10 protein-coding genes are annotated in these 12,532 nt (G+C 58.4%); 4 read left to right on the top strand and 6 right to left on the bottom strand.

The window, feature by feature from the left end; genetic code table 11:
• On the bottom strand, positions 1 to 1,659 hold the full coding sequence (locus tag LC093_RS04760; RefSeq protein WP_226662761.1) for an acyl-CoA dehydrogenase family protein: 1,659 nt from the start codon (positions 1,657 to 1,659) through the stop codon (positions 1 to 3).
• Positions 1,660 to 1,936: 277 nt separating this feature from the next.
• On the opposite strand from LC093_RS04760, the gene LC093_RS04755 reads away from it, so the two are divergent.
• Positions 1,937 to 3,136, top strand: a complete 1,200-nt coding sequence (locus LC093_RS04755; RefSeq protein WP_226662759.1) for a glycoside hydrolase family 18 protein — start codon at positions 1,937 to 1,939, stop codon at positions 3,134 to 3,136.
• A gap of 128 nt (positions 3,137 to 3,264) precedes the next feature.
• On the opposite strand, the gene holA is transcribed toward LC093_RS04755, so the two are convergent.
• From holA to leuS, 3 genes are all read right to left on the bottom strand, one after another.
• The gene (holA, locus tag LC093_RS04750; protein ID WP_226662758.1) at positions 3,265 to 4,269 is read right to left on the bottom strand and encodes a DNA polymerase III subunit delta; all 1,005 of its coding nucleotides are present in this window, start codon (positions 4,267 to 4,269) and stop codon (positions 3,265 to 3,267) included.
• Between the two features lie 13 nt (positions 4,270 to 4,282).
• Positions 4,283 to 4,801: an LPS assembly lipoprotein LptE gene (gene lptE, locus LC093_RS04745; RefSeq protein WP_226662756.1), complete on the bottom strand. Its 519-nt coding sequence runs from the start codon at positions 4,799 to 4,801 to the stop codon at positions 4,283 to 4,285.
• A 200-nt stretch (positions 4,802 to 5,001) separates the two neighbouring features.
• Positions 5,002 to 7,599: a leucine--tRNA ligase gene (gene leuS, locus LC093_RS04740; RefSeq protein WP_226662754.1), complete on the bottom strand. Its 2,598-nt coding sequence runs from the start codon at positions 7,597 to 7,599 to the stop codon at positions 5,002 to 5,004.
• A 100-nt stretch (positions 7,600 to 7,699) separates the two neighbouring features.
• On the opposite strand from leuS, the gene LC093_RS04735 reads away from it, so the two are divergent.
• From LC093_RS04735 to LC093_RS04725, 3 genes are all read left to right on the top strand, one after another.
• On the top strand, positions 7,700 to 8,209 hold the full coding sequence (locus LC093_RS04735; RefSeq protein WP_226662752.1) for a zinc ribbon-containing protein: 510 nt from the start codon (positions 7,700 to 7,702) through the stop codon (positions 8,207 to 8,209).
• An 86-nt stretch (positions 8,210 to 8,295) separates the two neighbouring features.
• On the top strand, positions 8,296 to 9,078 hold the full coding sequence (locus tag LC093_RS04730) for a YdcF family protein (RefSeq protein ID WP_226662750.1): 783 nt from the start codon (positions 8,296 to 8,298) through the stop codon (positions 9,076 to 9,078).
• Positions 9,079 to 9,309: 231 nt separating this feature from the next.
• A complete protein-coding gene (locus LC093_RS04725; protein WP_226662748.1) occupies positions 9,310 to 9,699 on the top strand; it encodes a hypothetical protein in 390 nt (129 codons plus the stop codon).
• Between the two features lie 62 nt (positions 9,700 to 9,761).
• Here the strand turns inward: LC093_RS04725 and LC093_RS04720 are convergent, their stop codons facing one another.
• Both LC093_RS04720 and lnt read right to left on the bottom strand, forming a co-directional pair.
• Positions 9,762 to 10,691 carry a TIGR01777 family oxidoreductase gene (locus LC093_RS04720; protein ID WP_226662746.1) on the bottom strand — a complete coding sequence of 310 codons (930 nt, stop codon included), beginning with the start codon at positions 10,689 to 10,691 and terminating at the stop codon, positions 9,762 to 9,764.
• Positions 10,692 to 10,943: 252 nt separating this feature from the next.
• A complete protein-coding gene (lnt, locus tag LC093_RS04715) occupies positions 10,944 to 12,515 on the bottom strand; it encodes an apolipoprotein N-acyltransferase (RefSeq protein WP_226662743.1) in 1,572 nt (523 codons plus the stop codon).
• Positions 12,516 to 12,532: the final 17 nt, after the last annotated feature.

Below are 12,532 nucleotides of genomic sequence, written 5' to 3'. Positions count from 1 at the left end.
TTACAGAACCAGCGGATTGCCCCGTGCGATGATGGTCTTTACATCCACATGCTGCGGCAGTGTCCCGGTGTTGCAGGCGCCGCGGCTGCCCAGACGCGAGGCGATAAATCCTTCCGCTACCGCACTGCTGGATCCCTGCATCAACAGGTGTGCCTGCATGGTCAGGGCCATCTGGTCGACGATGTGGCGTGCGCGGTATTCGATGTCGTCGGTGCCGGACAGGGTGCTCTTCAGATGTGTCAAAGCATGGTCGTAACGCAGATCGTTACCCTTGCTCTGTTCCAGTTCGTTGTACCAGTTTTCGATCACGGCCGGCGTTTTCGCAATGGCCCGCAAAACGTCGAGGGCCTGGATATTGCCGGAGCCTTCCCAGATCGCATTGATCGGGGCGTCGCGATACAGGCGGGCGGTAATGAAGTTTTCGATCACGCCGTTACCGCCCAGGCACTCCATGGCCTCATAGGCGTGGTGCGGGGTGCGTTTGCAGATCCAGTACTTGCCCACCGCGGTCCCCAACCGCATCAGCAGTTGTTGTGTTTCATCTTCCAGGTGATCGAACGCCTGCGCCATGCGCATGGTCAGGGCCACGGATCCTTCCACTTCCAGCTGCAAATCAGCCAGCACATTCTGCATCAGCGGCTGGTCGATCAGGGTTATACCAAAAGCATTGCGTTGGGAGGCGTGGTAGATCGCTTGCAGGGTGGCCTGACGCTGGCCGCCGGAGGAGCCGATCATGCAGTCGAAACGGGTGGCGGAGACCATCTCGATAATCGCGGGTACACCGCGGCCTTCCTCACCCACCAGCCAGCCCAGCGCGCCGCGCATTTCGATTTCGGAAGAAGCGTTGGACACGTTGCCGGCCTTGTTTTTAAGACGCTGTACCTGGATCGGGTTTTTTGTTCCGTCGGGGCGCCAGCGGGGTACGAGAAAACAACTGAGACCAACATCGGTTTGCGCGAGCATCAGGAATGCATCGCACATCGGGGCGGAGGTAAACCATTTGTGCCCCACCAGTTCGTAGCTGCCGTTGCCCATGGGGGTGGCCGTTGTGGTGTTGGCACGCACATCGGAACCGCCCTGTTTTTCGGTCATGCCCATACCGATGGTGAGCGCGGATTTTTCCGTGAACGGGCGATTGCTGGGGTCGTAGCCGCGGTCGGTTATTTTGGGGAGCCATTCTTCCGCGAGCTTGGGGTTTAGCCTGATGGATGGCACCGAGGCAAATGTCATGGTGACCGGGCAACCGTGTCCGGCTTCCAGCTGGCAGTGCAGATAATATTTGGCAGCGCGCACCACGTGCGCTCCGGGCTTGGGATGCGTCCAGGGACTGCTGTGCAGCCCTTCGCTGAGTGCGAGCTGCATCAGCTGGTGATAGCTGGGGTGGTAGTTCACCTGATCGATGCGATTGCCAACCCGATCGTGGGACTCGAATTGCGGTTTGTGTTCGTTAGCGAGGTAACCCCGCTCGATCATCTCCGGCCGCCCGCAGACTTCGCCGTATCGCTGCAGGTCGTCTTCTGCCCAGTGTCCGCCGTTGTGGATCACCGCATCGCGGAGCGCGGCATCGCCGGCGTAGAGGTTGTGGCCGGACAGCGGTTTGGGCTGGTTGAAAACGGTATGGGTACTGGCGAGATCAAAGTCGGCGGGCTTGTCGGCCATGATGTTTCTCTCTTTTTTTCTACATTCGTCCCTGGATGCGCCAGGGTAGTACTCGCATATCTTATGACGGTCGGCGAGGTCTGAAGCTAATCCTAGTGCCTTTGTCTTCACAGTGACTTGTCTTTTTATGACCCCCTTCTTTGCCGGGGTGCCCAAAAGCCCGGCAAAAGCGGAGGAAAGCTGCCGCAAGGTTGAATAATCAGTTGTGACAGCGTTGTCATGCTGTCCGCATAGCGGGTAGCATGGGATATGGGAATAAAAATGTGAGAGGGATTCCATGTTGAACAAGATTTGGCGATTTGGTGCGGAGCTGGCGTTTTATTCAACAATCGTGGCGGTTGCCTGTACCTTCCTCGTAAGCAATGCGAGTGACAGGAACCACGGGCGAGAAGTTGGCGCTGTGGTGAAACAGGCTGTTGCTGCACCGGTAAGCCCTGATGAGCTGGCGGTGATCGGCTACTACACCGGGGATGGCAAGGATCTGGCGCGTTACGACTTTAACAAGCTCACCCACGTTATTTACAGCTTTGTTTTTTTGGATGGGAACCAACTTTCCTTTGCCAGGGGGGCGGGTGAAGACGGACAGGAGGGCAAAGAAGCCTACGCCCGCTTATTGGCTCTTAAAGAGCAATACCCACACCTCAAGGTTCTGATCGCGCTGGGCGGATGGGGTGGTTGTGAAACCTGTTCCGATGTGTTTTCCACAGAAGAAAATCGGGTGGCATTTGCTGTTTCGGTACGCGATACATTAAAGGGTATTGGCGGTGACGGTATTGATCTGGATTGGGAGTATCCGGCAATCGAGGGCCACCCTGGTCACCCTTACAGAGCGGAGGATCGCGAGCACTTTACCGCACTGGTGAAAACCCTGCGGGATACGCTCGGGCCGGACGCGCTGCTGAGTGTGGCCGCCGGTGGCTTTGATGAGTTTCTGGAAAAATCCCTCGATTGGCAGGCGATCACGCCACTGGTCAACAATATCAACGTGATGAGCTACGACCTGGTCAACGGTTTCAGCACGGTCACTGGCCACCACTCGCCGATTTACTCAACCGATTCGCAGAAGCAGTCCACCGACAATGCGGTGCGCTATTTGCTGGATGCGGGTGTGCCTGCGCAAAAAATTGTGATTGGTGCGGCGTTTTATTCCCGGGTTTGGGAGGAGGTCGCTTCGGATAACACGGGCCGCTACCAGAAGGGCACTCATGTGGCCGGGCTGAAGTACGCGGAGCTGGAAGATACCTACACGAAAGCGCGTGGCTATGAGGTGTCCTGGGATGAGGATGCGCAGGCGGTTTACGCATATAACGCGGAGCAGCAGCGCTACGCGACGTTTGATAACCCGCGCTCGGTTGCCCTGAAAACCCGTTATGCGAAAGAGCACCAGCTTGGCGGCATCATGTTCTGGGAGCTGCCCGGTGATACGGACGAGGGAGATCTGGTAGACGCTATTTACTCCGCAAAAATCGCCGAATAAATTTTTTAATTCTTCTTATAGTGCCGCTCTGTAGGAGCCTGCTTGCAGGCGAATAGCCTGGCAATAAACTAGCAGCGGGCGGTGTTCGCTCTTCGCCTGCAAGCAGGCTCCTACAGGGCGTGTGAGGCTTAGATACTACGCTTGCCCGACAGGTTAAGCGTCAGTTCCAGTAAACCCGCCCACGGATCCATTTCCCGGCCGCCTTTAATGGCGTTATCTACAGCGCGAGCGCGCAGCAGCAAGCTTTCCAACTGGCGTGGTCGCAGTCGTTGGCAGGCGGCCTGTACCAGTGGCTGGCGCTTCTGGATGCGCACCAGGCGATTGATGGGCTGGCCTTCGTCGAGTTTTTGCTGGGTTTCCAGTAGTGAGCGGAGTTCCCTGGCAATTGCCCACAATACCACCGGTGCTTCGACACCTTCGGCGCGCAGCCCTTGCAGGGTTTTGACGGCGCCGGCGGCATCGGCAGCCAGTGCCTTGTCAATCAGGCCGAATACGTCATAGCGAGCAGAGCTGGCGACGGCGTTGCTCATGGTCTCAGCGGTGATTACCGAGTCCTGGGCCAGGAGTTTCAGTTTTTCGATTTCCTGACTGGCAGCAAGCAGGTTGCCTTCCACCCGCTCGGCCAGTATCTGGATGGCTTCCGGTTCGGCGTCGAGTCCGGCGGTCCGCAGGCGCTGGTGAATCCAGCGTGGCATTTCGCTGGCGTCTACGGGCCAGATCTGGATCAGTACGCCGTTGGCTTCCAGTGACTTGACCCATTTGCTGTTGAGCTGGGAGCGGTCAAGTTTTGGTAATACCAGCATCAACAGGGTGTCTTCGCTGGCGGTGGTGGCAAATTGCTGTAGGGCTTTGCTGCCTTTGTCACCGGGTTTACCGCCCGGGAGGCGCAATTCGATCAGCTTTTTGTCTGCGAACAGCGACAGGCTGCCGGCAGCCGAGAGAAGTTGGCCCCAGTCGAAGTTGTTTTCACCGTGCAGCAGGTCGCGCTCGTTGAATCCATGTTTGCTTGCGGCTTCGCGAATTGCGTCGCAGCACTCCTGGACCAGCAGTGGTTCGTCGCCGGTAATGACGTATATCGGGGCGAGGTGGCGTTGCAGGCTCTGGGCGAGTTGCCGGGGGTTGATTCGTGCCATGAGTGCGTTGCCCTTATGGCGCTGAGGGGCTGTCGGTAACCGGGGTACGCACGTCGATGCGGCGCAGGCGGTCGATGATGCGGCTGATCAGTTCGCGACGCATTTCTTCCCGCAAAATCCGTTCTTCTTCACCTTTACTCACGACTTCGCCTTCGTTCCATTCGAGTGTGCGATAGACGTCGGCGCGGGCTTCGGTGAGGAGTTGGCGGCCGGTGTTATCGCGCACGCTGTATTCGGCGCTGGTGGTCAGCTCGTATTCGGAAGCGCGGCCTTTGGCATCCACGGATACGGTGCGCTTCTGTTCGATTTCGCGGTGGATGGTTAACAGGAAGTCGGCTTGCGCAGGTTCTTCTGCGAGTGGCAGGCCGCTGGTCTGCAACAGGCGGGAGATACTTTCGGCGATATCGCTGCGGGGATCTTCTGTGGTGATGTACAGAGTGCTGCCCGGAGGGAAATTCTTCGGTGCGCCGCGGAGGTGCCAGCCGCAAGCTGAAATTGTGACGGCCAGAATTATTGTCAGGGTGCGAAGCATGGTGCTTTTCATCTTGGTCCGTTGCGTTCTTTTTGGAGTCTTGTGGCAGCCAGGTACCGGGTACGGGTTTTCAGGACCGCTGTAGACCCATCCCTGGGCGCTGCGGCGCAAACATCCTGTTTGCGACGCTCCTGAAAACCCGTACCCGCTACCTGGCCTTCGCGTCGGGTTTTTGTGCTTCGTTAGAAGTGAAAGGACGCTTAGTTGGCGACGATGTTAACCAGTTTACCCGGCACCACGATCACCTTACGTACAGTTTTACCCTCGGTAAATTTCAGTACGTTCTCGTCTTCCAAAGCCATTTTTTCCAGTGCTTCTTTGTCGGCGTCCGCGGGCACTTCCAGTTTCGCACGCAATTTGCCGTTTACCTGTACCACCAGGGTGATGCTGGAGCGGACGAGGGCTTTTTCATCGACTTGTGGCCACTGGGCATCAACGAGTTCGCCGGTGTTGCCCAGTGCTTTCCACAGTTCGTGGCTGATGTGCGGGGTGACCGGGGCGAGCAGCATAACCGCAGCTTGCAGGGCTTCACGTTCTACGGCGAGGCCGTTGACGCTATCGCGTTCAGCGGTTTTGCCCACTTCGTTCAGCAGTTCCATAACCGCGGCCACGGCCGTGTTGAAGGTCTGGCGGCGGCCGTAGTCGTCGCTGACTTTCTGGATGGTTTCGTGGGTCTTGCGGCGCAGCTGTTGCTGTTTGTCGCTCAGGTTGTTCACGTCAATCGCGGCACTGCCGTCGCCGGCTTCGGTGTGGCCATGTACGGTTTTCCACAGTTTGCGCAGGAAGCGGCTGGCACCTTCTACACCGGAGTCGTGCCACTCGAGGGTCTGCTCGGGGGGCGCGGCGAACATGGTGAACAGGCGCACGGTATCGGCACCGTATTCCTGTACCGCGGCGTGGGGGTCGATGCCGTTGTTCTTGGATTTGGACATTTTCACCACACCGCCGGCAACGACTTCTTCACCGGTGGCACGTTCGATGGCTTTGATCGGCTTGCCCTTGTCGTCACGTTCGACGTCCACGGCAGTCGGGGCGATCCAGGTTTTGTGGCCGTCGACTTCTTTGTAGAAAGACTCGGCCAGCACCATGCCCTGGCACAGCAGGCGCTTGAAGGGCTCGTCGCTGTTCACCAGGCCTTCGTCGCGCATCAGCTTGTGGAAGAAGCGTGCGTACAGCAGGTGCAGGATGGCGTGTTCGATACCGCCCACATACTGGTCCACCGGCAGCCAGTAGTTGGCGCGGTCCGGGTCGAGCATGCCTTCTTCAAAATCCGGGCAGGTGTAACGGGCGTAGTACCAGCTGGATTCCATGAAGGTGTCGAAGGTGTCGGTTTCGCGCTCGACCGCTTCGCCGTTGTATTCGTCTTTGCACCATTCCGGATCGGCTTTGATCGGGGAGGTGATGCCGTCCAGTTCTACGTCTTCCGGCAGCAGGATCGGCAGTTTTTCCGCCGGTACCGGGATCTCGCTGCCGTCGGCCAGGTTGAACATGGGGATCGGTGCGCCCCAGTAGCGCTGGCGGGATACACCCCAGTCACGCAGGCGGTAGTTGGTGGTGACACGACCTTTTCCGGCGGCTTCCAGGCCGTCGGCGATGGCATTGAACGCGGCTTCGAAGTCGAGGCCGTCGAAACCACCGGAGTTCACGAGGTTGCCTTTCTCTGTGAAGGCCTCTTTTTCCAGATCAATGACTTCGTCACCGGCAGGTGCGATGACCTGCTTGATCGGCAGAGCGTACTTCCTGGCAAATTCCCAGTCGCGCTGGTCGTGCGCCGGTACAGCCATTACGGCACCGCTGCCGTAATCCATCAGCACGTAGTTGGCGACCCAAACCGGTACTTCTTCGCCGGTGAGCGGATGGATGGCCTTGAGGCCGGTGTCCATGCCTTTTTTATCCATGGTGGCCATATCGGCTTCGGACATGGATTGCTTCTTGCACTCGGCAATGAAGGTTTTCAGTTCCGGGTTGCTGTCGGCCAGTTCCAAAGCGATCGGGTGCTCGGCGGCCAGGGAGACGTAGGTGACGCCCATCAGGGTGTCCGGACGAGTGGTGTACACGTCAAAGTGGTCGACACCGGCAATGGTTTTCGGCAGGGCGAAGGCGAGTTCTACGCCCTTGCTCTTGCCGATCCAGTTGCGCTGCATGGTGCGCACTTGCTCCGGCCAGTCCGGCAACTGGTCCAGGTCTTTCAGCAGTTCTTCCGCGTAGTCGGTGATCTTGATGAACCACTGTGCCAGCTCGCGGCGCTCTACGGTGGTGCCGCAGCGCCAGCAGCAGCCGTCTTCCACCTGCTCGTTGGCGAGTACGGTGGCGTCGTGGGGGCACCAGTTCACCGCGGAGTTTTTCTTGTATACCAGGCCCTTCTTGTACAGGCGGGTGAAGAACCACTGCTCCCAGCGGTAATAGGACGGCTGGCAGGTGGCCAGCTCGCGGGACCAGTCAAAGCCGAAGCCGAGGGCTTTCAGCTGGCCTTTCATGTAGTCGATGTTGGAGTAGGTCCACTTGGCCGGCGCGGTCTTGTTCTGGATCGCGGCGTTCTCCGCGGGCAGGCCGAAGGCATCCCAGCCCATGGGGTGCAGCACGTTTTTGCCCTGCATGCGCTGGTAGCGGGAGATTACGTCGGTGATGGTGTAGTTGCGCACGTGCCCCATGTGCAGCTTACCGCTGGGGTAGGGGAACATCGACAGGCAGTAGAACTTGTCCTTGCTGGGGTCTTCCTTTACCTCGAAGCTTTTCTCGGCGTCCCAGTGTTGCTGGGCGGCGGCTTCGACTGCGGAGGGGTTGTACTGCTCTTCCATCTGTGGGGAACCTATACTCTGTGACTCGATCTATGGGTATGTTCTGGCCGGGAGCTATTCGCGGTTCGGCCGGAAAACGGCGAATTATAGGAGGGATGGGGTGAGTAAGGAACCTAAAGGCGCAGGGAAAGAAGGTGCGGGGAAAAGGAATGAGAATTCAGCAAGCCCGGATTTGCCCATGGAAGATGGGGATCTTTCCTCCGAGCTGCGCCATGACCTGGAAAAGCTGGTCGAAGGTGAACTGGCCGTGGAGGAGTTGACCGCCAGCAAGGCGGCGTTCCTGCGCGCGTGGCTCAAAGATGACCTGCACCGGGCTGCGGACTATATACGGGGGCTGGGCGGCGAGCTGCAGACGCTGGAAGAGCGTACCGGCGATTGGCTCCTGGACGCTGCGGATCCAACCAAAACCGCCTGGCCAAACCTGATGCGCTGTATCAAGCGCGGTGAACCCTGGGCTTTGGCCGGGGAAGAAGTTGGAGAGGGCGAGGAGCTTCAGTGTCTCGGTTGTGGGTACCGGGCCCTGCCGCCGGCCAACAGCCAGATCACACCCTGTCACCGCTGTGGCTATGGCTGTTTTCGCCAGATCACTGGCGGCTTGCACGATACCTGAGTCGTCTGCTTCCAGCAGATATCGGCCGATATAACAAAGATTCGGGAACGACAACGGAACAATAAAAGGCACCAAACTAGAGCAATATGGAACTGCAAACCGCGCTGAGTACCCTGCTGATGCCCCCTTTCGCCCCCCTGGTGGGATTACTGTTGGCGTTAGTGCTGTGTTTTTTCCCGGCTTCATCGCTGATCGCAAAACTGTCACTGCCGCTGGCTATTCTGTGTGGCCTCACCTTGTGGATATCCGCGACACCGGCGTTCTCAGGCTGGCTGGGGCGGCAATTGGTGGCCCAGACGCCCGCGACGCCGTCGGTAGATCCCACCGCTGTGGTGATCCTTGGTGGTGGGCGCTACCGGGATGAAGATAGCGGGGCTGAACGATTATCGCTCACCACCCTCGACCGGGTGACCTGGGCTGTTACCAATGCACCCAAGGAATTGCCAATTCTGGTGTCCGGGGGGCGTGTATATAAAGATGAAAAGGCCTCTGAAGCCGGCTTGATGGCTGATGTTTTGGAGCAATTGTTCTCCCGACCGGTGACTTGGCGCGAGAATTGCAGCCGAACTACGGCGGAAAATGCGGCTAACTCGGCGGCACTTCTGCACGACTCTGGGGTCGAAAGTGTGATACTGGTCACGCACTGGTGGCATATGCCACGGGCGGCCGAGGTGTTTGCCCGCGCAGGTTTGCAGGTGCGGCCAATGCCGGTGGGGTCTCCCGGGGAGTTATTGCCCAGGAGCCAGAGTGGGATCCTGCGGTGGTTGCCGAGTGCCGGTGCACTGCTGCGGACTCAGGTGTACTGGCGGGAGATTCTCGGTGACTTCTGGTATCGCTGGCATCCCCTGCCGGAGAAGCGTAATTGCTGACCGGAGTGGGGCAGTCAGTACTGCGGTTGCCCAATTGGGATCACAAACCTAGTATGTGCGTCCTTACTAACCGGCTGTTAGGGTGGCGTCCAGGCGTGACCGAGAGGGTCGGTAGCGGTTACGGAAGGTAATTGCTGTAGTGCGAACTGGATTCGCAACCGGGATGAGACCAGCGGCGAAAAGCTGGATCATGCCGGGAATAACAACAAAAAATAAAAGAGGTAATGTCTGATGACGGAATTTCCAGCGTCTCTGTCCCCTGTCCAGTTACATAACCGGATGAACCGACCGGTGTGGATAGGGTTCAAGCTTACCCGGCGTGGCAAACGCCAACTGGTGCTGCTCTCTGCTGGTAGTGAGAGTGGTGCTCAATTTACAAAAAACTTCGCGACATTCGTTGGACAGATTGTGCGCGAGTTCAAGTTGGACCCAGAGCAGACCGATTTTGCCGAGCTGCGTTTTGAGAGTACGGGTAGTGAAACCGTGCAGCAAAACTGGTATCGCTGGTACGCTCAATGGGTTGGCACTGCGCCCATGGAGTGCAAGGCTGAACCCGTGACTTCGGATTCGGCACGTGGATATCTGGACGAGGCATTGACGAGCAATTCGGCAGCAGCCTGAAACCGCTCACCCAGGACTTCCTCATAGAGCCCGCCTTGTGCGGGCTTTATGCGTTTTGGGCGTCAACGGGTTCTGGTATGCGCTGTGTTCCTGCTGGTGCTACCGGGGCTCAGCAAATCTGCCAGGGCCTTTTCCAGGGTGGGGTATTCAAAGCTGTAGCCACTATCGAGTGCGGTGCGGGGTTCCATTTTCTGACTCGCCAGCAGTAATTCCTCGGCCATCTCCCCGAACATCAGTTTGAGCATCCAGGCCGGCGTGCGCATCACACAGGGGCGGTGTAGCTGGCGGGCAAGCAGGCGGGAGAAGCTGTTGTTGGTGACTGCCTCGGGCGAGCAGGCATTGAAAGGTTGGCAGATATTGCGGTCGATGGCGTGGAGCATAAGCCCTACGATGTCATCTTCGTGAATCCAGCTCAGCCAGTGTTCCCCGGTACCCATGGGCCCTCCGAGCCCCAGGCGAAACGCCGGTAGCATTTGAGCAAGGGCGCCACCGCGGGTGGAAAGCACCACAGCGGTGCGCATGGTACCCACACAGATTCCGGCCTGTTGCAGTGGCTGGGTGGCAGCTTCCCAGTCACGACAGAGCTCAGCGGCAAAGCCGCCACCCGGGCCGCTGGTTTCTTTGAGAAGGTCGCCACCGCGATTGCCGTAATACCCTACGGCAGATCCCGAGAGAACATAGTGAGGAGGCCGGGGTTGCGACAGAATCCACTTTACCAGTGTGTTTGTGGTCTCGAGGCGGGAGCGGCGGATTTCATCCTTGCGGCTGCGATTCCAGCGCTTGGAGATGGTTTCTCCGGCCAGGTTCACCACCACATCCACCGGGCCTTCGACCTGCTGCAGGCTGCTCACGCCCCGCGCGGATTCCCCGCACAGGCGATGTACAGTATCCGGGCTGCGGCTTAATACTGTCAGTGAATTACCGCGCGCCAGCCATTGCGCGCAAAACAGCTGGCCTATCAATCCTGTGCCGCCAGTAATTAAACAATGCATAAATCAGGCGTCCATGCCGCACATTGATCATCTGTGCTGGAATTGGGTGTGTTCGCAGAGTGGATAATTGGCTCTGCGCGACCGCGGCAAATTGTTGTGACCATGCAAATGGGTCGGAATGGATTTGCCGGGTGAATATCTGTGGATGATAGCAGTCGTGAACGGCACTGCTGGCGTGAGTCTTGGGTTTTCGGGTGTTCGGGGTTTAAGCAGGCGCAAGCGCGGCGTCCTTTGCCGCGCTAATGTGTGATGTCAGTCCGCAAGTTCCCGTGCGTAAGCGGTATTGCTGCTAACGGCCGGGGTGCGTTGCAGTAACCAGGCGACGACGAGAAACAATACGGCAAGCGCGAGTACACCCCAGGTACCGTAAATCATGTAAGGGGTGTTGCCGCTGCGGGCACGCACTTTGCCGGTCAGCGTGGCCTGTTCAAACTGGGGAAGCGTGCTGACGATCTGGCCCTGTGGGTTTACCAGTGCCGTAACTCCGGTATTGGTTGCCCGTACCAGATAGCGCTGGGTCTCCAGTGCGCGCATCTGGGCCATTTGCATATGTTGCAGCGGGCCGATGGACTTTCCGAACCACGCGTCGTTGCTCAGGGTCAGCAGTACATCAGCGCCGCCGGCACTATCCGCCACCAGCTGAGGGTAAACGATCTCGTAGCAGATCAGCGGTGCCCAGTTCAGCTTGCCCGCGCTGAGCGGGGCCTGGTCATCCGGGCCGGGGCGGATAAAGGATGTCGGCAAATTGAAAAATTCGATTGTTCCGCGAATCCAGTCTTCCAGCGGCACATATTCGCCAAACGGCACAAGATGGCGTTTGTGGTACAGCTGTTGCTGGCTGCCGAACACGACGGCAGAGTTGTGCACAATTCGCCGCTGATCCTTCTCGGTATCGTAAAGGATACCGGTAATCAGCTCACTGCCGCTTTGTTCCGCATTGCGTTGCAGGGCTTCCATCAGGTTGGGCGCATGGTGGTAAAGCAGCGGCAGAGCAGCCTCCGGCCAAATCACCACATCGACGCCTTCTTCGCGCAGTTTCGCGGTGGCACTCTGGTAACGGCGGATGGTCTCGCCGCGAAATTCCGGTAACCACTTCTTATCCTGGGGGATATTCGCCTGTACCAGGCCAAGGGTGACTTCGGTGTCTTTCTGATGGGTCCAGCTAACGCTCTGCATTGCCAGGCCCGCGGCCCAGGGCAGTAACGCCGCGACGAGTAATGCGATACTGGTTGGGGCTTTGAGCGGGGCGAGTGCACCCCGTATTACGAGCGCGATCACCGCAGCGGTGAAGGCGAGCAGCAGGCCAATACCGTAAACGCTGATAACGGGAGCCCATCCCGCCAGCCAGGTGTTGAGGTGCCCGTAACCGGCAAATAACCAGGGGAACCCGGTGAATACCCAGGTGCGCAGCCATTCAGCCATAAACCACAGGCTGGCAAATGCGAGCGCGAACGCAACCGGGCTTCCGCGAAACCGGCCGATAAATGCAAAAGGTACGGCAAACAATACCGCCAGTATGGAGACGAATGCACCAGTCAGCAGTACACCGAGAATCGCCGATGAGCCGCCGAAATCGGTGATGGAAACATATACCCAGGAGCCGCCGGTAACGAAAAGGCCAAAGCCAAAGCAAAAGGCCAGGCGGTAGCTGCGCCACGTGCTGAGTGGCTGGGCACGAGGGCCGGGAGCAAGGATCCAGGCAAACATGGCCAGTGAAATGAGGCTGCACCACCAGTAGTTATAGGGGGCCAGTGAAAGCGTTAGCAGGCTGCCGGCAATAACGGCTAAAAGCGGTGCCATAAGGGAAGCGGTAAATTTGCGCATGGAAAATTCAAGCTGGC

Source organism: Microbulbifer aggregans, assembly GCF_020524005.1.
GTDB classification, from domain to species: Bacteria; Pseudomonadota; Gammaproteobacteria; order Pseudomonadales; family Cellvibrionaceae; genus Microbulbifer; species Microbulbifer aggregans_A.
Note: the sequence above shows the minus strand (reverse complement) of the source record. Positions and strands in the feature narration are given on the sequence as shown.

Bases quoted from the DNA above. Each gene is read 5' to 3' on its own strand.
- LC093_RS04760 (WP_226662761.1), bottom strand. From the start codon at position 1,659: ATGGCCGACAAGCCCGCCGACTTTGATCTCGCCAGTACCCATACCGTT.
- LC093_RS04755 (WP_226662759.1), top strand. From the start codon at position 1,937: ATGTTGAACAAGATTTGGCGATTTGGTGCGGAGCTGGCGTTTTATTCA.
- holA (WP_226662758.1), bottom strand. From the start codon at position 4,269: ATGGCACGAATCAACCCCCGGCAACTCGCCCAGAGCCTGCAACGCCAC.
- lptE (WP_226662756.1), bottom strand. From the start codon at position 4,801: ATGCTTCGCACCCTGACAATAATTCTGGCCGTCACAATTTCAGCTTGC.
- leuS (WP_226662754.1), bottom strand. From the start codon at position 7,599: ATGGAAGAGCAGTACAACCCCTCCGCAGTCGAAGCCGCCGCCCAGCAA.
- LC093_RS04730 (WP_226662750.1), top strand. From the start codon at position 8,296: ATGGAACTGCAAACCGCGCTGAGTACCCTGCTGATGCCCCCTTTCGCC.
- LC093_RS04725 (WP_226662748.1), top strand. From the start codon at position 9,310: ATGACGGAATTTCCAGCGTCTCTGTCCCCTGTCCAGTTACATAACCGG.
- LC093_RS04720 (WP_226662746.1), bottom strand. From the start codon at position 10,691: ATGCATTGTTTAATTACTGGCGGCACAGGATTGATAGGCCAGCTGTTT.
- lnt (WP_226662743.1), bottom strand. From the start codon at position 12,515: ATGCGCAAATTTACCGCTTCCCTTATGGCACCGCTTTTAGCCGTTATT.